We start from the raw sequence: 19,599 nt of genomic DNA on the forward strand, positions 1-19,599 counted from the left end.
GAGCGTGCCCTCGTCGCTCGTACTCGGGCTCTACGGTTCGTCCTCGCCGTCGTCGTCGGGTTCGTCGGCGCGGAGCGGTCGCTGCAGCGGGAAGAGCAGGACGTCGCGGATCGACCCGTTGTTCGTCAGCATCATGACGAGGCGGTCGACGCCGATTCCGATCCCGGCGGTCGGCGGCATCCCGTACTCGAGCGCGCGGACGAAATCCCAGTCGGGTTCGGGGACTTCTTCGTCGCCCGCAGCGCGTTCGGCGAGCTGCAGTTCGAAGCGGCGGCGCTGATCGTCGGGGTCGTTCAATTCGGTGAACGCGTTCGAGAGCTCCATGTGCGCGGCGAAGAGTTCGTAGCGCTCGGTGATCTCGGGATCGTCCTTCATCCGCTTCGCCAGCGGCGAGAGCACGACCGGATAACCGTACACGAACGTCGGTTCGATCAGATGCGGCTCGACGATGCGTTCGAAGAGTTTGTCGAGCGCGTGCGCGTGGGTCGGCGACTCCGGGATCCCGTACTCACGCAGCAGCGCGAAACACGCGCCTGGGTCGAGCAGCTGCTCGCGCGTGATCCCGGCATACTCCTCGAACGCGGCGAGATAGTTCAGCCGCCGGAACGGCGTCGCGAACGAGATCGCATCCTCACCGAAGACGAACTGTTCCGAGCCGTGCACCGCGCGCGCCAGATGCGCCATCAGCGCCTCGTTGAAGCGCATCATGTCGTGGACGTCCCAGAACGCCGCGTAGAGTTCGAGCATCGTGAACTCGGGATTGTGCGTGCGGTCGATCCCCTCGTTGCGGAACGTCCGCCCGATCTCGTACACGCGCTCCATCCCACCGACGATCAGCCGCTTGAGATAGAGCTCCGTCGCGATGCGCAGTTTGAGCGGGATGTCCAGCGCGTTGGAATGGGTGAGGAACGGGCGCGCCGTCGCGCCGCCGGCGATCGTGAGCAACGTCGGCGTCTCGACTTCGAAAAACCCCTGCGCGTCGATGAAGCGGCGCATCTCGCTGACGATCCGCGAGCGCTGGATCATCACGTCGCGCACCGGCGGGTTGACGATCAAATCGACGTAGCGCCGGCGGTAGCGCTTCTCGACGTCGGTGAGGCCGTGCCACTTGTCGGGGAGCGGCTGCAGCGATTTGCCGAGGACCTCGAAGGTGCGCACGTGCAGCGAGAGCTCGCCGGTCTTCGTGCGGAAGACGAACCCCGTCGCGCCGACAATGTCGCCGCGCTCGACCTCCTTCGCGATCGCGAACGCGTCGTCGCCGACGTCGTTCGCGCGCACGAAGAGCTGAAAGCGTCCGGTGCGGTCGTGCAGATCGAAGAAGATGACCTTGCCCTGCCCGCGCGCCGCCATGATCCGTCCAGCAATCGACCAGTCCGTCTCCTCGGAACGGCCCTGCTCGCCCAGATCCGCGTAGCGCGTCGCCAGGTCGGCGGCGTGCGCCGTGACGTCGAACCGCGTCGCGCGGAACGGGTCGACGCCGCGCTCGCGCAACGCGGCGAGCCGGGCTCGCCGTGCTGCGACCAGACTTTCGCTCACGCGGCCGGCTACGAGGCTTTCTTGGTTTTCTTGGGGTCTTTGTTGATCGCTTCGATCTTGTACTTCATCTGGCCGCGCGGCGTGGTGACGTCGACCGTCTCGCCTTTCTTGCGGCCCATGAGCGCGCGTCCCAGCGGCGACTCGTTCGAGAGCCGCGCGTTCTTCGGATCGGCCTCGGCCGAGCCGACGATCGTGAACTCGTGCGAGGTCTTCGAGCCGACTTCCATCACCTTGATCGTCGCGCCCAAGTGGACTTCGTCCGCGACGTAGTCGCTCGCGTCGATGACGCGGGCGTTGCGGATCATCCCTTCGAGCTTGAGGATGCGGCCTTCGACGAAGGCCTGTTCCTGTTTCGCATCTTCGTATTCGGCGTTTTCGGAGATGTCGCCGAACTCTTTGGCTTGACGGATGCGCTCGTTGACCTCGCGTCGATGAACGGTTTTCAGTTCGTCCAGCTCGTCCTCGAGCTTCTTGAGTCCATCACGGGTCAAAACGATTTCTTTGTCGTTCAAAAGCGACTCCCGATTGTTGTCCGCCCCCGGCTCGCGACGCGCGGCGAGCCGCGCGGCCCCTCCAGAGCGCCAGGGGAAGCCCGATGATTGCGGAGGCGGCGATGAAACCCCTCGTTGGCGGATCGTCACCCCACAGCGCGGCGGCAAGAATCCCAATGAGGATCACGGCGGATGTACCCGGGAGGATCGCTCCCGACCACCGCTTGCTCTCTGTATCGGCAAAAACGCGGACTGCCGCCGCGGCGGTGAGCACGAACAGCACGCCGAGAAACCACGACGTCCCGGCCAGGACGAGATCGAACGCGTTTTTCGCGGTCGGCGAGACGCCGGCGGCGAGGCAGAACGCCAGCGAGAGGATCGCGATGACGACGATTGCCGCGGTGGGCTCCTCGCGGCGGTCGAGCCGTCCGAGCGGCGCGGGAAGGACGCCGTCGCGCCCCATTGAGTAGAGGCTGCGCGTCAAGTAGACGAGCGTCGTCTGCAGCGAGGCGGCGAACGAGAGCAGGACGGTGAGGGTGAGTACCTGTTCCCAGCCGCCGCCGAGGAGGCCCCCGACGTAGGCGAGCGCGTCGCGGTCGTGGCCGGCGAAGCCCGCCGCGGAGCCGATCCGCTCGAAGGCGACGATTCCGGCGATGAGGATCGCGCTGGTGAGCGCGAGCCCGAGGAGGCCGCCCGCCCCGGGAGCACCGGCGTCGCCCTGCGCCTCTTCGGCCGTCGACGCCGACACCTCCCAGCCGTCGATCATCCAGATGCCGACGACGGTCGCCGCGACCAGGCCGCTCCAGGGGACGCCCCCGCCGGCGAACGCGACCGCGCCGGGACGCGGGTGCGCCGCGGCAACGGCGGCCGCGACGCCGAGCACGCCGAGTTCGGCGGCGAGCAGGAGCAGCGTCAGCGTCGTGGTCGGCTTGAGACCGTACCACAGCAGCAGCGACGTCGCGATCACCCAGCCGCAGCCGACGAGCGCGACGGCGAGCGGGTTCGCGGCGAGCGCCGGCGCGACCAGATCGAGCGTGTAGGTGCCGGCCGGCAGCGCCGTCGCGAGCGTCGCGAAGACGTTCGCGACGATCAGGATCCACGCGCCGTACGCGCCCGCTTCCGGACCGAACGCGCTGCGGATCCAGGCATACGACGAGCCGGCGTCGCGCTGCCGCTCGCCCAGGCGCTTGTAGCCGCTCGCGATCATCGCCATCAGCACGGCGATTAGCACGACGGCGAGCGGCGTCCAGCGGCCGGCGGCGGCGATCATCGGCGCCATCGTCGTCGCCAGCGAAAACGCCGGCCCGATCGCGGCGGCCGCGACGACGGCGAGATCGCGCAGCGCGAGAACGCGCCGCAGGTGCGGCTGCGCCGGCGCCTCGTTCAGACGGCGGCCCCCGCGGTGACCGCCGGCTCGTTGCGGACGGGGAAGTTGACCGAGTTCGCGATGAAGCACTCGCGATGCGCCCGCGCGTGCAGCGCGGTCACCTCGTCGATCCGCGACGCGTCGGCGATCGTCACGCGCGGGTGCAGCACCACCTCGCGAAACCGGATGCGGCCGTCGACGAGCGACATCTCGCCGCGCGCATCGTCCTCGTACGACGTCACGGCGATCCCGGCGCGCGCGCACAAGGCGAGATACGAGAGCAGGTGGCACGCGGAGAGCGACGCGACGAGCAGATCTTCGGGGTTGTGCAGACGCGCGTCGCCGCGGAAGTGCGTGTCGGCGGACCCGTGCAGCGGCACCTTTCCGTCGCACTCGACAACGTACGCGCGGCTGTAGGTCGCGTATTCGAGCGCCGGGCCCGACGCGGCGCCGGTCCAGCGGAGCCGCGCGGCGTAGCGGTGCGGGCGAACGTTCATGATGCGCTCGTTCGCCGCGCGGCGACCGCCTCTTCGCGCAGCAGCGAATGGCGGAAGCCGTACGCGGCGTAGATGCCGATTCCCACCACGAACCAGACCAGGAAGCGCAGCCACGTCAGCGGCTGCAGTCCCTCAATCGTCAGCCATAGGCACAGCGCGATCCCGATCGCGGGGACGGCGACCGGACCGAACGGGACGCGGAAGGGCCGTGCGGCGTCGGGTTTGGTGAAGCGCAGCGCCATCACGCCGGCGCACACGATCACGAACGCCGAGAGCGTCCCGATGTTGACGAACTCGAGCAGAAGCCCCAGCGGCAGGCCCGCCGCGAAGAGCGAGATGACCGCGCCGGTGATCAGCGTGACGACGACGGGCGTGCGCGTGCGATGGTTCACGCGCCCGAACACGGGCGGGATCATGCGGTCGCGCGACATGACGTAGAGGATGCGGATCTGGCCGAGCAGCGAGGTCAGCATCGACGCCGCGGCGCCGGTGACCGTGCCGATCAGCACCGCCCCGAAGAGCCAGGGATTGTTCCCCGCCGCCTTCACCGCGTCGAGCATCCCGGAGTTCGCCGAGACCTTGTCCCACGCGATCACGCCGACCGTCACCGCGGCGGCGGCGGTAAAGAGGACCGCGCCGACGATCAGCGATCCGACGATCGCGCGCGGCACGTCCCGCGTGGGGTCGTGCGCCTCTTCGCTCGCGACCGTGACCGTGTCGAAGCCGATGTAGGCGAAGAACACAAGCGCGGCGCCGGCGACGATCCCGTGCCCGCCGCGCGGCGCGAACGGATGGAACGCGCCGGCATGCACCGTGCCGCCGAGCGCAAGAACGAAGGCGGCGATCGCGACGATCTGCACGACGACGAGCACGAGATTCGTCGCCGCCGACTCGCGGATCCCGATCGCGAGCACCGCCGAGAGCAGCACCACGGCGAGCGCGGCGATCACGTCGACCTGCGAGTGCGCGAGGTCGATCCCGTGCGCGTTCACGATCACGTTGCCTTGCTGCGCCCACGCCGGGAGCGCGAGGCCGACGTTCGCCAGCAGCTGTTGCAGCGCGCCGGAGAGCGTGGCGGAAAGCGGCGCGACGCTGATCCCGTATTCGAGCAGCAGATCCCAGCCGATCACCCACGCGACGATCTCGCCGAGCGCAGCGTACCCGTAGGTGTACGCGCTGCCGGCGATCGGGACCATCGACGCGAGCTCCGCGTAGCAGAGAGCGACGAACAAGCACGTCAGCCCCGAAAGGCCGAACGACGCGACCACGCCGGGGCCGGCGGCGTTCGCACCCGAGCCCACCGTCGTGAAGATCCCGCCGAGCATCGTGCCGAGACCGACTGCGATCAGCCCGCCGACGCCGAGGACGCGGCGCAGCGATGCGCCCTCGACCGGCAGCCGCTCGCGATCGTGCGGCTGCGTCGCAAACAATCGAGCGAGCAGGCTCAGACAGTCACCCCGTCACCCTGCGCTTGTCGAAGGGCGATGACGCGCGGGCGCAGCGCGAGCCGCGCGAGCAGATCGCGATAGTCGTCTTCGGTGACGTCGGCCCACGCTTTTCCGAGCAGCGCGACGAGCGCCGCTTCCACGACGTTGGTCCCGAACGACCGGCCGCCGAAATCCGGCGTCGTCGTCACCAGCCGCGCGATCCCGCGCGCGCGCAGAAACTCGATGTCGCGTTCGGTCAGCGTGTTGGTGATGACGGTCTTCCCGTCGAGCCGTTCCGGCATGAACTGCCGCATGAAGTGATAGTCGCCGGCGATGATCTCGGCGTCGTCGTAGTATTCCGGATACTTGGCCTGCGGCGCGCGGTCTTGTTTCTTTCCGGTCGGATAGAAGAACTGAAACGGCAGCTTGCACGCGTCGGGGAGATACTTGCGCGCCATCGATTCGAACTCGTCGAGCCCGCGCACCGGACGATCGAGGTCGAGCGCGAAGATGAAATCGCCGAAGATCACGTCGGCGCCGGCCTGCACGAGCGCCTGCGCCATCCCGAAGCGGTCGAGCGCGCTCACCATCAGCACCCGCTTCCCGCGCAGATCGATCTTCAGCTCGTCCTGCAGAAACGCGATCGCCTCGCGTTCGAGCGTGTTCTTAAGGCCGCTCCCGTCGACGACCGGCGTCGCGGTCGCCGCGGCCAGGAGCCGCAGCCCGTCGCGCAGCGCGTAGCGGTCGCTGCCGGCGTAGAGGTAGACGTCGATCCCGCCCAGACCGATCGCATCGACGGTACCGTCGAGTTCTTTGATCTTCGCGATCGCGCGGTCGATCGAACCGTCGACGCCGATCCGCGCGATCTCGAAGCGCTCGCCGAGCAGGTCCACCTCGGCGCGATGGTCGCGCGACGACGATCCGAGCGAGACCGAGACGACGCGCTTCACGCCGACACCGCGCGCCGCTGCTCGGCGGCCGCCCGCGTGCGCGCGAGGTGCTCGCGGGTGATCGCGGTGTCGAACGCGCGCATGTCGGCGAGCGCGAACCCGTCGCGCTCGGCGAGCGCGTCGATCTCGCGCACCCGGTCGAGGTCGATCCCGCGCCCCAGCGTGTAGGATTCGCAGCGGTTTTCGAGCGCCAGCACCATCGTCTCCGACATGCACGCCAGCGCCGTCCCGGCCGGCAGGTTCAGATCGAAATCGGTCCCGGGTTCGCGGACGCGTTCAGCCCGCCAGTCGCCGGGGACGCGCATGTTCCCGCCTTCGACGACGAGGACGTCGGGGCGTTCGGTCGCGACGCGGCGCGAGACGTCGTGCGGGAGCGAGAGCTCGCACACGACCGCGCCGGTGCGCAGATCGCCGGGTTCGATCACGTCCTGCGTCGACGACGTCGCGGTGAGCACCAAGTCGGCGCGCTGCACCGCCTCACCGATCGCGGTGGTGTGCGACGACGCGCACGGCAGCCGCTCGCGCACGCTCTCGTGAAACTTGCGCAGCCGCGTCTCGTTGCGCGCGACGAGGATCATGTGCGCGACGCGCGGCGCGATCAGCTCCACGCACGCGGCGCCGATCGAACCGGTCGCTCCGACGACGACCGCCGTCGACGACGCGGCGTCGATCCCCATTTCGTCGGCGCCGCGAAACAGACTGCGCACGCCCGCGGCAATGGTGAGCGAGTTGCCCGTCGTCACGGGGATCGGCGCGCGCTGCGCGACCGTCACGCCGCCGTCGCCGACGACGCCGGTAAACGCACCGAGCCCGGCGACCTGCGCGCCGAGTTCCGCGCCGACGCGGATCGCGCCGACGATGCGTTCGTAGACCTGCTCGCGCGGCAGTTCCAGCATCTGCTGCGGCAGCAGCGGCGCGGCGACGAACCAGCCCTCGGTCTCCCGGCCGTCGGGCGTGCGAATCCCCGTCAGATGCGCGGCCGCGTACGGCGGCATCCACTCCAGGATCTTGGCGACGATCGGGCGCCCCTTGCCCTTCGCACCGGGCTCGTAGCGCACCACATCTTCAAACGAGAGCGGGTGGATCACAAAGCAGAATTTCGTCATCCGCGCGGAGCATTTTCGCCGTCCGGCGCCGGGAGCCCGCGCCCCGGAACGGGAATGGAACGCGGGCATGAATCAGACGCTCAACGCCATCGACGAGCTCGTCCGCATCCCTGCCCCCTGTCCGTCCCCGATGGGACTCGCGTGTGACGGCACGGATCTCTGGATCGGCTCGCTGGAAACGAATCGAATCTACGGCCTGCGCGCTTCGCAAGGCTCGGTGTTCGAGGAGGCAAAGGCGCCGGGCAGGCCATTCGGGATCACGGTGACGGGTGACGCGCTCCGCGTCGTCGTCGGCGAAGGCGAGCACGACGAACGCTACGTGCGCCGCTATATCATGGGCAAGGATTTCAAGTCGGAGAAGATCGCGTGCCCCGACTTCACCGGATCGTTCCTCGCCTATGACGGCGACCGGCTCTACCTGAGCCAACGCGACAACCAAACCATCTTGGAATTGGACGAAACGGGGACCGTGCTGCGCACGATCCCCGTTCCGCGTCAGATCACCGGGATGGTCGTCGTCTCCGGCCGTTTCTATCTGGTCACCACCGAAAGCCGCGAGTCCGACGACTACCGCCTGCTGTGCCTCGACGCACGCAAAGAACAGCCCGAGGTACATGAGCTCGCGTCGATTCCGTTCATCGCGCGCGGGCTCGGGTGGGACGGCTTCAAGTTCTGGACCAACGATCGCGACAACAACGCGATCGTCGCATTCGCCAAGCCCGACTAGGAGCGGCGGGTCCGCTCGGCGTGACGGCGCCACGGTATCGTCGTTCGAGCGTCCGCGCGGTCATCGAATCGCTCGCGGGCGATCGCGCCGTCGCGGCGTCGCTGCACGACGCGCTCTGGGCCGTCTTGTGGAACCGCCGCTACGACGACGTCCACGAGCCGATCTGGCTGCCCGATTCGGGGTTCGCCGGCGTCTCGCCATCGCGCGCCCGCTCGATGACGGCGGGCTCTTCGCCGGCATCGACGCCGGCGAGACGTTCCTCGCGATCCGCATCGCGCCGCAGCAGGCACCGCCGCCGATCGGCAGCCGCGTTCGGGTCGCGCCCGCCGCCCGCGACCGCTGGCGTTTCGCCGAGGTGCAGCCGCTCGGCGCCGGGATCGACCTGCGCTTCGACGAGCACGGCGGCGCGAGCGACGACGCGTGGGTCGACACGCTGCGCTCCGCGGTGCCGCGCCTGCGCACGATGTTCGAGGAACAGCGCGAGCGGCTCGCGAGCCGCGGCGCGCAGCTCGGGGCGCTCCAGGAACCGTCACCGCTCGAAGAGATCTGGCGCGAGCACGTGAGCGCGATCGGCGAGCGGGTGATGACCGAGACCGACTACACCGACAAAGAGGCCGCCTCTCTCGCCAAAGCGCGCGCGCGCGGCGCGCGTTCGGCCGACGAGGAAGAACGCCGGATCCTCGCGGCGCGCAAGAAGCGCTATACCGAACGGCTCAACGAGGCGGTTGCGGCGTTTCGCGAAGAACGCTGGCCGGCATTGCGCGAGCAGGGTCTCGCCGAAACGCAGCGCTACAGCGATTACCGCACCGAGATGGTGCGGCTCGAGGATGCGCTCATGCGTCTGCGCGCGTTGAGCGAGCGTGCCGTCAAGGCGATGTCGATGCTCGACGCGATCGCGAAGGCGGGGTTCCGCGTCGCCGCGATCGAGATCCCGGAGTCGCGGCTCGAGGAAGCCGCCTACGCCGACGACGTGCTGCGCAGCGTGGAGCTCCTCCACGCCGCGATCCCCGTGCGCGCGACGTTGTCGGCGGCGAGCTTCAGCGCCTACCGGGCACCTACGGCCGGTCCGTCGGTGATCCCGCCGCGGTACTGAGGGCGGGCTTCGGCTTCGCGCTTGAGCGCCGCGAGCATCATCTCGGAGTTCTCGCGCACTTTCTTCTGCAGGGTCGGACCGATCAATTCGGCGAGCGTCGGCACCCCGAAGTCGTACGTCACGCCGAGCACCACGCGCGTCGTCGCGCCGTCCTGTTCGAACGTCCAGGCGCCCTCGAACGTATCGAGATCGCCTTCGATCAGCGCGTAGTCGATGCGCAGCGCGGCGTCGTCGAAGCGGTCTTCTTCCGTCCACTCGATCGGCGCGTCTTCGACGAGCGTCTTCCAGCGCGTTACGATCCGATCGGGATGGCGCGAGACGACGGTGACGCTCTCGACGTCGGGCATGAACTCGGGGAACCGCTCCTGCTCCTTGGCGAGCTCGTAGACGCTCGCGGCCGGCGCCTCGATCTCGATCGTGCACTCGACGAACGGCATCAGCGCAGCACCCCGAGCTGCGCGTACGCGGCATCGACCGCGCCGTCGAACGCGCGGAGCGCGGCGGCGACGTCGTCTTCGCTCACGTTGAGCGGGGGCTCGAGACGGATCACTCGCTGCTGGTTGAGCGTCCAGGCCGCGGTGACGCCGCGTTTGAGCAGTTCGGGGATGATCGCGCCGCCGTAGCCTTCGTGCTGCAGTTCGACGCCGACCAGCAGTCCCGCGCCGCGCACGGCGGCGATCACCTGCGGGACGCGTTCCGACGTCGCGCGCGCGCCGGCGAGAAGCTGCGCGCCGCGTTCGCGCACGTTCGCAACGAGATCCTCATCGACGAGGACGTCGAGCGCGGCAAGCGCCGCGGCGCACGCGAGCTCGTTGCCGCCGAAGGTCGACGTGTGCAGCAGCGGCGCCTTGCCGTAGGCGGCGTTCCACACCGCCGGCCGCGCGATGTAGGCGCCGATCGGGATCACGCCGCCGGAGAGCCCTTTGGCGAGCGTCATCACGTCGGGGACGACGCCGTCGCGCTCGCACGCGAAGAGGCTGCCGCAGCGGCCCAGGCCGGTTTGCACCTCGTCGGCGATTAAAACCGCCCCGCTCGCATCGCAGATCGCACGCACGTCGCGCAGATACCCGGGCGGCGGGACGTTCACGCCGCCCTCCCCCTGCACGGGCTCGACGATCACCGCCGCGACGTCCGCATCGACGGCGTCGCGCAGCGCGCGCGCATCGCCGAACGGGACGCGCCGCACGTCGGCGAGCAGCGGCGCGAACGGGTCGCGAAACGCGTCGCGGCCGCTCACCGAGAGCGCGCCGAACGTCTTCCCGTGATACGACGCGTCGGTCGAGACGAACGCCGGGCGGCGGGTCGCCGCGCGCGCGAGCTTGAGCGCGCCTTCGACGGCCTCGGCGCCGCTGTTCGCGAAGAACGAGATCGCGAGATCGCCCGGCGTGAGCTCGGCAAGCCGTTTCGCGAGCCGCCCCATCAGCGGGTTGAACATCGTGCGCCCCGAGAGCGCCATGCGGTCGAGCTGATCGCGCACTGCGGCGACGACCCGCGGGTGCCGATGACCCAGCGTGAAGACGCCGTAGCCGCCGGCGAAATCGAGATACCGCTTTCCGGCGGAATCGACGATCACCGAGCCTTCGGCGTACACTTCGACCGGCGAACCGGAGAGCTTCATGACCCGCGCGAGCGGCGGGTTCACGTACGCGCGGTAATTGTCGTAGGCTTCCTGCGCGAGATCGACCTCGACGTTCACGCGACGGCGAGCTCGGGTTCGCGCGCCTCGAGCTGCGCGATCGTCTGCTTGAGGATCGCGAGCGTCTCGGCCGCGGTCTCCGTGCGCATCAGCCGCTCGCGCAGCGCGCTCGCGCCGGCGAACCCTTTGAGGTAGTAGCCGAGATGCTTGCGCATCTGCGGCACCGCGCGCGGCTCGCCCCACTCCTCGACCATCGTGAGGTAATGGTGCACGGCGAAGCGCAGACGCTCCGGCGCGCCGGGGACCGGCGCCGGCTCCTCGTCGGCCATCAGCGCGCGCAGGCGCGAGACGAGCCACGGATTCCCGAGCGTCGCGCGCCCGAGCATCACGCCGTCGACGCCGCTCTCGCGCATCCGCTGCATCGCGTCGTACGGGTCGGCGAGGTCACCGTTCCCGATCACCGGGATGTCGACGGCGCGCTTGAGTTCGGCGATCTTCGACCAGTCGGCGCTCCCTTTGTAGAACTGCTTCGCAGTGCGCGCATGCAGGGTGAGCGCCTGCACGCCGACGGCCTGCGCGCGCTTCGCGACCTCGACGAAGACGAGGTCGGCTTCGGTCCAGCCGAGGCGCATCTTCATCGTCACCGGGCAGTCGACCGCGTCGACGACGGCCTTCATGATCGCCTCGCAGCGATCGACGTCGCGCAGGCACGCGCTCCCGCCTTCGGTCTTGGTGACCTTCGGTGCTGGGCAGCCGAAGTTGATGTCGACGATGTCGGCGCCGCACTCGCGCACGAGATTCGCGGCGGTCGCCATGATCTGCGGATCGTTGCCCCACAGCTGCGTCGACACCGGCTTCTCGACGCCGTGCTGATCGATCATCTCCATCGTGCGCTTCCCGCCGTACTGCAGCGCGTTCGAGGAGACGAACTCGGTGACGGTGAGCCCGAAGCCGAACGGCTTGTAGAGCGCGCGCAGGGTGCGGTTGGTCACCCCCGACATCGGCGCGAGCACGATGGGGGGTGAGATCTCGATCGGTCCGATCCGGAGCGGCGGGGTCACGACCCGGGAGTATACCACACCCGCCCCCCGTCACCCTGAGGCAGCGCTGCCGTTGGCGTGGAGATGGCCGAGGCGGAGGCCGTGGAGGACCAGGTGCGGTTCCACCCGCTCGATAACCGCCGTCTCCGCGGCCACCACCGGGGCGAGGCCGCCGGAGGCGATCACGCGGGCGTCCTCGCCGAGCATCCCGCGGATGCGGCGCACCAGCTCCTCCGTCTGCCCGACAGCGCCGTAGATTAGCCCCGCTTGGATCGACGTCACCGTCTCGCGGCCCACCGGGACCCCCGGCGCGACCAGCGCCACCTGCGGCAGCTTCGCGGTGCGGCCGACCAGCGCGTCGAGCGAGACCTGCAGCCCCGTCGCAATCGCCGCTCCGACGTATGCTCCGTCGCGATCGATCGCGCCGAACGTCGTCGCCGTGCCGAAGTTGATCGCGATCGCCGGCGTCCCGACGAACGCGACCGCGCCGATCGCCGCCGCGATCAGATCGCTCCCGACTTCGCGCGGCCGCTCCGTGCGCACGATCAGCGACGTCTGCGTCGCCGCGCTGAAAAACGACGGCACGACGCCGAAGTACTTCTCGCATCCCTCCGCGAGCGGCCGGTCGACCGATGGAACGACCGACGACACCGCGATCGCCTCGATGTCACCGATCGCGAAGTGCGCCGCGGAGAAGAACGCCGCGAACAGCACGCCGTACTCGTCGGGCGTGCGGCGGCGCGCCGTCGTCACGCGCCACGTGCCGAGGATCGCGCCGGCACGATCGAACGCACCGAGTTTGGTCTCGGTGTTGCCGACGTCGATGCAGAGCAGCATCACGCGTCCGCCTGCGCGCGCTTGCGTTCGAGGATCGCGTCCCACAGCCGCGCGGCGAGCTCGCGTTTCGACCCGCTGCCCAGATCGCGCCGGCCGTCGGTGCCCCACAGCACCACGAGCGCGTTATCGACGTCGCCGAAGCCGCGCGTCCCGCCGACGTCGTTGACCGCGATCAGGTCGAGGTGCTTGCCGGCGAGCTTTTCGCGCGCGTGCGTTTCGAAATCGCTCGTCTCGGCGGCAAAGCCGACGAGGAACAGCGCGCCGTCGCGGCGCGCTCCCAGGCCGGCGAGGATGTCGGGGTTGCGCTCGAGCGCGATCGCGGTGACCTCCTCGGTCTTCTTCACCTTCTGATCGTGCGTCACGGCCGGCCGCCAGTCGGCGACCGCGGCGGTCGCGATCGCGATCGTCGCGCCGCCGGCGAGTTCGCGCACCGCGGCGTCCATCTCGCGCGCGGTGGTGACGCGCACCACGTGCGCGCCCGGAGGCGGCGAGGCCGTCGTCGGCCCCAGCACGAGATCGACCGCCGCGCCGCGCGCGAGCGCCTCGGCGGCGAGCGCGATCCCTTGCGTCCCGGTTGCGGCGTTGGAGAGAAAGCGCACCGGATCGATCGGTTCGCGCGTCGGTCCGGCGGTGATCAGCACGCGCTCGCCGCGCAAGTCCTCGCGCGCGCCGAGCGCCTGCGCGATCGCCGCGAGCAGCGCGTCCTCGTCGGCGAGCCGACCCGCCCCGTGTTCGCGCTCGGCGAGAAATCCGACGCCGGGCTCGACGATCGTCGCGCCGCGCCCGCGCAGCGTCGCGAGGTGCGCAGCGGTCGCGGGATGCTCGAGCATCGACGTGTTCATCGCCGGCGCGAAGACGAGCGGCGCCCGCGTCGCCAGCAGCACGTTGCTCAGGAGATCGTCGGCGAGCCCGAGCGCGGCCTTCGCGATCGTGCTCGCGGTCGCGGGGACGACGGCGACCACCTCCGCGTCGCGCGCGAGCGCGATGTGGGGGATCGCGTCGACCTGCTCCCACAGCGAGGTGTGAACCGGACGCCGCGCGAGCGCCGCGAACGTCGCGGCGCCGACGAAACGCTCCGCGTCCTCGGTCATCACGACGTCGAGGACGGCGCCCTTCTGCACCAGCCGGCTCGCCAGCGCCGCCGCTTTGTAGGCTGCGATTCCGCCGGTCACGCCGAGCAGAATCCGCCGGCCGTTCACCGCCTCACCGCTCGCCGTCCGCCGGAAGGATCGGTTCGTTGTCGATCAGTCGCGTCGCGCCGGCCCAGACGCTGCCGATCGCGAGCGCCGGCGGACGGACCGGATCGGCGGCCGCAAACGTGCGGGGGTCGACGACGTCGAGATACGCTTCGCGCAGCGGTTCACGCAGTTCGCCGCGCGCGCGGGCGACGATCCGCGCGCGGTCGGTCTCGCCGGCGCGCACCGACGCGACGATCGCGTCGAGCGCGTGGTGGAGGGCCGGCGCGGCGGCGCGCTGCGAATCGTCGAGATAGATGTTGCGGCTCGAGAGAGCGAGGCCGTCGGCTTCGCGCACGGTCGGCGCGACCACGAGTTCCAGCCCCAGATTCAAGTCGGCGATCACGCGCTGCAGCACCGCGACCTGCTGCGCGTCCTTGGCGCCGAAGTAGGCGCGCTCGGGGTCGACGGTCGAGAACAGCTTCACGCACACCGTCGCGACGCCGCGGAAATGCCCCGGGCGCAGCGCGCCTTCGTAGCGGCTGCCGACGTCGCCGGGCTCGACCGACGTCGAGAACCCCGGCGGATACATCGTCGCGACATCGGGCGCGTAGACGAGATCGACGCCCGCCGCGCGCAACGTCGCGACGTCGTTGTCGAACGCACGCGGGTACCGTTCGAAGTCTTCGTTCGGGCCGAACTGCATCGGGTTCACGAAGACCGACGTGACGACGGTCGCATTTCCCGCGCGCGCCCGCTCGACGAGCGCGAGGTGTCCCGCGTGAAGCGCTCCCATCGTGGGTACGAGACCCACCGGACGCTCGGCGGCAGCCAAGACCGATCGGACGTCAGCCGGGGTGCGGGCGATGTGCACGTTCAGCCGCGCAGGACACGGAGCGTCGTGCGGCCCACAACGAAGGCTTGACCGACGTCGATCGCTTCGGGCGCGTCCAGCGGCCGGCCGGCGACGCGGGTCCCGTTCCGGCTGGCGAGATCGGCCAAACGTAAGAAGCCGTCGGGTTCTTCATAGAGTCGGGCGTGTTTGCGGGAAATATACCTGTCGATGGTAATGCAGGCGGTGGCCACCGCGTCATCACGGCCGATGGTGATCTCCCGCTCGAAAGCCCAAGTTTTCCCGTCGAGCGGGCCGCTCATCACCTCGAGGACGTACATCGCCGAACCGCCTTCGCGCGGTCGTGACGGCCGGTCCTCTCCGAAGGAAGCACACGCATGGACAAGGACGACGTTCAGCTGATGGAAATCGAGCCCGAAGCGCTGCGAGCCGCCGAGTTCATGCAGGCCGCCGAGGTCCTCGCGACGATGCCCGGAAAGCGCATCACGGCGGCGCGGCTCGAGGAGACGCGGATCGCGATCGAGACCGAAGACGGCACCGTGTATTTCTTCTACGGCTTCATGGGCGAGGAGAAGCCGCCGGCCTCGTAGACCGCCTGGGCCGCGAAGACGGCGCCGAGAACCGCGTGCTCGGCGGTAATTCCGCCCTGAAGATACACCTCGAACGGCGGCCGCAGGGGCGCATCGCACGAGAGATCGATCGTCGCGCCGCTGACGAACGAGCCGCTCGACATGATGACCGGATCGACGTAGCCGGGCACCGGCCCGGGCTCGGGTGCGAAGCGCGCGTTGACAGGCATTGCGCGCTGGAGACCGCGAGCGAAGGCGATCAGCCGCTCGCGGTCGCCGAGGCGAATCGCCTGCACGATGTCGGTGCGCAGGTCGCCCGGGATCGGATCGACGGCGCAGCCCAGCTCGGCGAACAGCGCGGCGGCGAAGTCGAGGCCGCGCAGCGTCTCGGCGACGACCAGCGGCGCGTAGAACAGCCCCTGCACGAGCGCCCGGCCGAATCCCAGCGTCGGGCCGAGACCGGCGCCGATTCCGGGCGCGAAGACGCGCGCCGCGATCCGTTCGATGAGATCGGCGCGGCCGGCGAGGTAGCCGCCGGTCGGGGCGAGACCGCCTCCGATATTCTTGATGAGCGAACCCGCGATCAAGTCGGCGCCCGCTTCGAGCGGTTCGCGTTCTTCGACCAGTTCGCCGTAACAGTTGTCGACGAACACCACGGCCTCGCGATGCGCGCCGCGCACCACGTCGATGGTGGCCGCGATCGCGTCGATCGTGAGCGAGCGCCGCACGGCGTAGCCGCGCGAGCGCTGGACGAAGACGACCGCCGGGCGCTGCGCGCGCACCGCGTCGCGCAGCGCGTCGAGGTCGGTCTCGCCCGCGCCGGTCCGCGCGACCTCGGCGTAGCGCACGCCGCGTGAGACCAGCGAGTACGGCGCGGTCGCGATCGCGTGGCGCAACGTGTCGTAGGGTGCGCCGTTGGCGGCGAGCAGCGTTGCGCCGGGCGCGACGAGAGCGTCGAGTCCGGCGACGATCGCGTGCGTTCCGCTGACGATCGAGAGCCGCGCCAGCACACGCTCGGCGCGGAAGCAGCGCGCCAGCAGCGACTCGTACCGCTCGCGCGCGGCGTCGTCGTAGCCGTAGCCGGTGGTGCCGGCGAGGTCGGACTCCGCGATCCCCTCGTCGAGGAACGCGCGCAGCACGCGCGCGCGCACCGCGACGGCGCGCGGATCGCGGCGCTCCAGCCACGGTGCGGCGCGCACGGCGGCGTCGCGCACGCGGGGAGCGAGCGCGATGCCGTCGAGGAGCGCGTCGATCACGCCGAGTCCGCGCGTGCGACGGTGCGTTCGTAGACGCGCACGAACGGGAGCCAGATCGCCCCGGCGATCGCGAGATTGACCGCGAGCAGCACCACGGCGCGCCAGTCGAGCGTGGCGAGGAAGACGTTCGCGAACGTCGGGACGCCGGAGGGGATGTAGAACACCGGCTTGCCGGCGAGACCGAGCGCCATCGCCGCGTAGGTCGTGATCGAGAGCACGAGCGGTGCGACGACGAACGGCACCGCCAGCACCGGATTGTACGCGAGCGGGAGTCCGAAGATGACCGGCTCGTTGATCCCGCACAGCGACGGCAGGATCGACGCCCACGCGATCTTCTTCAACCGCGGAACGCGGCTGCGCAGCAGCAGCGCGACGAGCGGGAGCGTCGCGCCGGCGCCGCCGGGAAAGACGAACAGAAACGTCGAGACGACGACGATGTGCGGGATCGGCGCGTGGTGGCCGTGCGCCGCCGTGTTCGCCGCCTGCAGGCTCAGGTAGACGGGGAGGACCAGCGCAGCGAGCAGCGCCGGCCCGTGGATCCCGACGAGCCACAGCGCCGCTTCGATCACCGTGATGAGCGCGAGCGCGACGAAGCTGTCGCCGAGCGTCGCCAGCGGCGCGATCAGCGCCGCCAGCGCGCCTGCGAGCGAGACGTGCAGGACGAAGAGCAGCCCCGAGACGGCGTAGATCGCCAGACCGCCGATCACGTCGCCCTTGTAGGGACCGAAACGCCGGCGTCCGAGCGCAAGCGCCCCGGCCGTCGCCAGACACACGACGATCGCGGTGAAGAGCCCGCTCACGCCGAGCGTCGTCGCGAACGCGCCCCAGCCGCTCTTTCCGCGCGAGAGCGCGAAGAACAGAAACGCCCGCACGGCGGCGGGCGGCATGACGATCCAGAACACGACGAACGAGATTCCGACCATCGGCGCTTCGGCGTACTTCAAGCGCACCGCGAGACGGTACGAGAGCGCGAGCGTCATCACGATCGACGCGAGCGCGAACGCCGGCTCGATCCCGGCGCGCAGCCGTTCCGCGACGTTCTCCCAGCCGTTGAGCGGAAACACTTGCGTGAGCAGGTAGAGCACGACGGCGATGAACGCGACCGGCAGCGTCTCGCGCAGCGCGTTCACCGCGGGTGCATCGGCGAAACGCTGCGCGTACGGCGCGACCGCGCGTTCCAGCCGGGCGACGACGCCGTCGCCGGCCGGAAGCGGATAGGTCAGTTCGTCGGCGGGCTCAGAGCTTGCGGATGACGGCTTCGACGCGGCCGACGATGGAGACATCGTCGGCGTAGATTGGCGCCATAGCCGAGTTTTCCGGCTGGAGCCGGATCCGGCCGTCTTCGCGGAAGAACCGCTTCACGGTTGCTTCGCCGTCGATCATCGCGACGACGATCTCGCCGTTGCTCGCCGTCGGCTGCGGTTCGACGACGATGAGGTCGCCGTCGAGGATCGCCGCGTCGATCATCGAGTCGCCTTTCACGCGCAGCATGAAGCCGCCGCGCCGCGGCGCCCACGCCGCCGGAAGGACGAAGTGGTCTTCGAGATTCTCGGTCGCGGTGATGGGAACGCCGGCGGCGACCCGCCCGACGACCGGGAGCGTGACCGATTCGACCGCCGGGGGCTCGTCGCCGCTGCGCGACGCGACCAGCGCGCGCGGCTTGGTGGGATCGCGTTTGAGAAACCCGTGGCGCTCGAGCGTCTTGAGATGCGACTGCACCGTCGAGGACGACGAGAGCCCCACCCGTTCGCCGATCTCGCGGACCGACGGCGGGTACCCGCGCTCGCTCGTGAAGTCGCGGATCACTTCGAGGATTCGCTGCTGCTTCTCGGTCGTGGCCCGCTCGGCCATCGATGCCCCCTTTGAGAATGCCACCCTGTAGGCACAGCGCGATGAGACGCTGCGGATCGGCGGAGCCGGGTAGGCGCCGCCCTCATTGACGCGACCATACCACAGAAGCTGCGCGCGATGCAAACATACGTTCGAAAAACCTTGACGGCGGCACTCCATCTTGCTACCATCTAGGGGACGAACGAGCGTTCGGCCCAACATCTAGGGGGAATCGGAATGGCACTCTACCCAATCAAACGAGCGAAACCGACCCTCATGCCGCTGGTGGTGCTGGCCGGCCTGAGCCTGGCGGTGACGGTCCCGGCTCTCTCGAGCACGGTCCACGCCGCACCTCCGGTGACGTACACGAACGCCACGGTCCGCTCCGGCGACACCCTCTGGTCCCTCGCGGAACGCAGCACCACATCCGGTGCCGACGTCCAAGCGACGGTCGACCAAATCATCGCCGCCAACCACCTCGCCAACGCCAACCTCAGCGTCGGCCAACAACTCCGCATCCCCCACTAACCAACAGCACCCCACTCGCGCGAGCGCCTTCCCCCGCGCCCCGCGATCGCCAACCGTCCCCCGAAAAACGAGCCGCAAGGACGCGAGCTCGTTTTTTCATATCCCAACGCCACTCCGTCGCGAACAAATCCTTGCCCCCGATTCGCACGCAACCCAACCCCAAATTTTTCCTAGGACAAGCGTCAACTCCGCAACGCACACAGCGCAGCAACGCGCGCACCACCCACGACGCCGGGCGGGCGCGGCTTGGTCTCGGGGCGCTTTGCGCGGGCGCGAAGCCAGGATAGCGAGAGCGACCGCGCAACGCAGCGCCCTCGCGCGCACGACGCGCGCGAGGACACGTGCCCCGAACCAAGCCGCGCCGCCCCGGCCCCGAGCCACCACCGGCGACCAGCGCAGTGAGTCATCGCCCCCCCTGCACGACCACGACGCTATGTCCGTCATGTCGTTCGAGAAACACGAGCCCCTCGTCCATCCACCCGTCAAGGCCGCCGGAGAGATGCTTCTGCACCTCGCGCACCACGTGCCGCCTGCTGCGCAGCCACTGCAACTCGGAACGCGGTGCCGCGAGCCACACCGCTTCTTCGCACTCCTCGCACTGATATCCGAATCGCATCGCACGACTATACCAACAAAACAGAAGCGGCCCCGCTTGCGCGGAGCCGCTTCCGTTCTCGATCGA

Annotated in this window: 22 protein-coding genes; 4 read left to right on the forward strand and 18 right to left on the reverse strand. The window is 69.6% G+C overall.

Features of this window, described 5'->3' with window-relative positions:
- Nucleotides 1-30: 30 nt before the first annotated feature.
- From lysS to WPS_RS14545, 7 genes are read right to left on the reverse strand one after another with little or no spacing between them, the layout of a single operon-like run.
- Nucleotides 31-1,536 (reverse strand): lysine--tRNA ligase, encoded by a 1,506-nt coding sequence (lysS, locus tag WPS_RS14515; protein WP_317995183.1) that lies wholly within the window; start codon nt 1,534-1,536, stop codon nt 31-33.
- Nucleotides 1,537-1,544: 8 nt separating this feature from the next.
- On the reverse strand, nt 1,545-2,048 hold the full coding sequence (greA, locus tag WPS_RS14520) for a transcription elongation factor GreA (RefSeq protein WP_405054897.1): 504 nt from the start codon (nt 2,046-2,048) through the stop codon (nt 1,545-1,547).
- Nucleotides 2,017-3,483 (reverse strand): APC family permease, encoded by a 1,467-nt coding sequence (locus WPS_RS14525; RefSeq protein WP_317995185.1) that lies wholly within the window; start codon nt 3,481-3,483, stop codon nt 2,017-2,019. The genes greA and WPS_RS14525 overlap by 32 nt, the downstream gene beginning before the upstream one ends.
- Nucleotides 3,411-3,890: an OsmC family protein gene (locus tag WPS_RS14530; RefSeq protein ID WP_317995186.1), complete on the reverse strand. Its 480-nt coding sequence runs from the start codon at nt 3,888-3,890 to the stop codon at nt 3,411-3,413. The genes WPS_RS14525 and WPS_RS14530 overlap by 73 nt, the downstream gene beginning before the upstream one ends.
- Nucleotides 3,887-5,320 carry an amino acid permease gene (locus tag WPS_RS14535; RefSeq protein ID WP_317995187.1) on the reverse strand — a complete coding sequence of 478 codons (1,434 nt, stop codon included), beginning with the start codon at nt 5,318-5,320 and terminating at the stop codon, nt 3,887-3,889. The genes WPS_RS14530 and WPS_RS14535 overlap by 4 nt, the downstream gene beginning before the upstream one ends.
- Before the next feature lie 14 nt (nt 5,321-5,334).
- The gene (locus WPS_RS14540; protein WP_317995188.1) at nt 5,335-6,267 is read right to left on the reverse strand and encodes a Rossmann-fold NAD(P)-binding domain-containing protein; all 933 of its coding nucleotides are present in this window, start codon (nt 6,265-6,267) and stop codon (nt 5,335-5,337) included.
- On the reverse strand, nt 6,264-7,373 hold the full coding sequence (locus WPS_RS14545) for a hypothetical protein (RefSeq protein WP_317995189.1): 1,110 nt from the start codon (nt 7,371-7,373) through the stop codon (nt 6,264-6,266). The genes WPS_RS14540 and WPS_RS14545 overlap by 4 nt, the downstream gene beginning before the upstream one ends.
- Nucleotides 7,374-7,440: 67 nt before the next feature.
- Between WPS_RS14545 and WPS_RS14550 the strand changes: the two genes are divergently transcribed.
- Nucleotides 7,441-8,100, forward strand: a complete 660-nt coding sequence (locus tag WPS_RS14550) for a YncE family protein (protein ID WP_317995190.1) — start codon at nt 7,441-7,443, stop codon at nt 8,098-8,100.
- Between the two features lie 127 nt (nt 8,101-8,227).
- Complete coding sequence (locus WPS_RS14555) at nt 8,228-9,193, forward strand: hypothetical protein (protein ID WP_317995191.1); 966 nt, start codon at nt 8,228-8,230, stop codon at nt 9,191-9,193.
- On the opposite strand, the gene WPS_RS14560 is transcribed toward WPS_RS14555, so the two are convergent.
- The 7 genes from WPS_RS14560 to WPS_RS14590 are packed head-to-tail and all read right to left on the reverse strand — an operon-like array spanning nt 9,145 to nt 15,054.
- On the reverse strand, nt 9,145-9,630 hold the full coding sequence (locus WPS_RS14560) for a type II toxin-antitoxin system RatA family toxin (RefSeq protein WP_317995192.1): 486 nt from the start codon (nt 9,628-9,630) through the stop codon (nt 9,145-9,147). The genes WPS_RS14555 and WPS_RS14560 overlap by 49 nt on opposite strands.
- On the reverse strand, nt 9,630-10,889 hold the full coding sequence (locus tag WPS_RS14565) for an aspartate aminotransferase family protein (RefSeq protein ID WP_317995193.1): 1,260 nt from the start codon (nt 10,887-10,889) through the stop codon (nt 9,630-9,632). The genes WPS_RS14560 and WPS_RS14565 overlap by 1 nt, the downstream gene beginning before the upstream one ends.
- A complete protein-coding gene (dusB, locus tag WPS_RS14570; RefSeq protein ID WP_317995194.1) occupies nt 10,886-11,890 on the reverse strand; it encodes a tRNA dihydrouridine synthase DusB in 1,005 nt (334 codons plus the stop codon). Before dusB ends, WPS_RS14565 begins: the two co-directional genes overlap by 4 nt.
- Before the next feature lie 30 nt (nt 11,891-11,920).
- Entirely contained in the window at nt 11,921-12,706 is a 786-nt protein-coding gene (locus WPS_RS14575) for a type III pantothenate kinase (protein WP_317997559.1), read from the reverse strand.
- A complete protein-coding gene (gene coaBC / locus WPS_RS14580; protein ID WP_317995195.1) occupies nt 12,706-13,905 on the reverse strand; it encodes a bifunctional phosphopantothenoylcysteine decarboxylase/phosphopantothenate--cysteine ligase CoaBC in 1,200 nt (399 codons plus the stop codon). The genes WPS_RS14575 and coaBC overlap by 1 nt, the downstream gene beginning before the upstream one ends.
- 4 nt (nt 13,906-13,909) lie before the next feature.
- Entirely contained in the window at nt 13,910-14,755 is an 846-nt protein-coding gene (panC, locus tag WPS_RS14585) for a pantoate--beta-alanine ligase (RefSeq protein WP_317995196.1), read from the reverse strand.
- Between the two features lie 2 nt (nt 14,756-14,757).
- Nucleotides 14,758-15,054, reverse strand: coding sequence for an FHA domain-containing protein (locus WPS_RS14590; protein WP_317995197.1), 297 nt, complete (start codon nt 15,052-15,054; stop codon nt 14,758-14,760).
- Nucleotides 15,055-15,111: 57 nt separating this feature from the next.
- Here WPS_RS14590 and WPS_RS14595 point away from each other — a divergent pair, with 57 nt between their 5' ends.
- On the forward strand, nt 15,112-15,324 hold the full coding sequence (locus WPS_RS14595; RefSeq protein ID WP_317995198.1) for a hypothetical protein: 213 nt from the start codon (nt 15,112-15,114) through the stop codon (nt 15,322-15,324).
- Here WPS_RS14595 and WPS_RS14600 read toward each other — a convergent pair.
- From WPS_RS14600 to lexA, 3 genes are read right to left on the reverse strand one after another with little or no spacing between them, the layout of a single operon-like run.
- The gene (locus WPS_RS14600) at nt 15,285-16,559 is read right to left on the reverse strand and encodes a methionine gamma-lyase family protein (protein ID WP_317995199.1); all 1,275 of its coding nucleotides are present in this window, start codon (nt 16,557-16,559) and stop codon (nt 15,285-15,287) included. The genes WPS_RS14595 and WPS_RS14600 overlap by 40 nt on opposite strands.
- A complete protein-coding gene (locus WPS_RS14605) occupies nt 16,556-17,842 on the reverse strand; it encodes a PTS transporter subunit EIIC (protein ID WP_317995200.1) in 1,287 nt (428 codons plus the stop codon). The genes WPS_RS14600 and WPS_RS14605 overlap by 4 nt, the downstream gene beginning before the upstream one ends.
- The gene (gene lexA / locus WPS_RS14610; RefSeq protein WP_405054964.1) at nt 17,796-18,410 is read right to left on the reverse strand and encodes a transcriptional repressor LexA; all 615 of its coding nucleotides are present in this window, start codon (nt 18,408-18,410) and stop codon (nt 17,796-17,798) included. The genes WPS_RS14605 and lexA overlap by 47 nt, the downstream gene beginning before the upstream one ends.
- A 216-nt stretch (nt 18,411-18,626) precedes the next feature.
- Between lexA and WPS_RS14615 the strand changes: the two genes are divergently transcribed.
- The gene (locus WPS_RS14615) at nt 18,627-18,917 is read left to right on the forward strand and encodes a LysM peptidoglycan-binding domain-containing protein (RefSeq protein WP_317995202.1); all 291 of its coding nucleotides are present in this window, start codon (nt 18,627-18,629) and stop codon (nt 18,915-18,917) included.
- Nucleotides 18,918-19,320: 403 nt separating this feature from the next.
- Here WPS_RS14615 and WPS_RS14620 read toward each other — a convergent pair whose 3' ends face one another.
- Nucleotides 19,321-19,533 (reverse strand): hypothetical protein, encoded by a 213-nt coding sequence (locus WPS_RS14620; protein ID WP_317995203.1) that lies wholly within the window; start codon nt 19,531-19,533, stop codon nt 19,321-19,323.
- Nucleotides 19,534-19,599: the final 66 nt, after the last annotated feature.

The sequence above is a fragment of the Vulcanimicrobium alpinum genome, from assembly GCF_027923555.1.
GTDB classification, from domain to species: Bacteria; Vulcanimicrobiota; Vulcanimicrobiia; order Vulcanimicrobiales; family Vulcanimicrobiaceae; genus Vulcanimicrobium; species Vulcanimicrobium alpinum.

Coding starts and splice junctions, on each gene's coding strand:
- WPS_RS14550 (WP_317995190.1), top strand. CDS start 7,441: ATGAATCAGACGCTCAACGCCATCGACGAGCTCGTCCGCATCCCTGCC.
- WPS_RS14605 (WP_317995200.1), bottom strand. CDS start 17,842: ATGTCTCCATCGTCGGCCGCGTCGAAGCCGTCATCCGCAAGCTCTGAG.
- WPS_RS14620 (WP_317995203.1), bottom strand. CDS start 19,533: ATGCGATTCGGATATCAGTGCGAGGAGTGCGAAGAAGCGGTGTGGCTC.
- WPS_RS14615 (WP_317995202.1), top strand. CDS start 18,627: ATGGCACTCTACCCAATCAAACGAGCGAAACCGACCCTCATGCCGCTG.
- lexA (WP_405054964.1), bottom strand. CDS start 18,410: ATGGCCGAGCGGGCCACGACCGAGAAGCAGCAGCGAATCCTCGAAGTG.
- WPS_RS14575 (WP_317997559.1), bottom strand. CDS start 12,706: ATGCTGCTCTGCATCGACGTCGGCAACACCGAGACCAAACTCGGTGCG.
- WPS_RS14530 (WP_317995186.1), bottom strand. CDS start 3,890: ATGAACGTTCGCCCGCACCGCTACGCCGCGCGGCTCCGCTGGACCGGC.
- WPS_RS14590 (WP_317995197.1), bottom strand. CDS start 15,054: ATGTACGTCCTCGAGGTGATGAGCGGCCCGCTCGACGGGAAAACTTGG.
- WPS_RS14560 (WP_317995192.1), bottom strand. CDS start 9,630: ATGCCGTTCGTCGAGTGCACGATCGAGATCGAGGCGCCGGCCGCGAGC.
- WPS_RS14595 (WP_317995198.1), top strand. CDS start 15,112: ATGGACAAGGACGACGTTCAGCTGATGGAAATCGAGCCCGAAGCGCTG.
- WPS_RS14545 (WP_317995189.1), bottom strand. CDS start 7,373: ATGACGAAATTCTGCTTTGTGATCCACCCGCTCTCGTTTGAAGATGTG.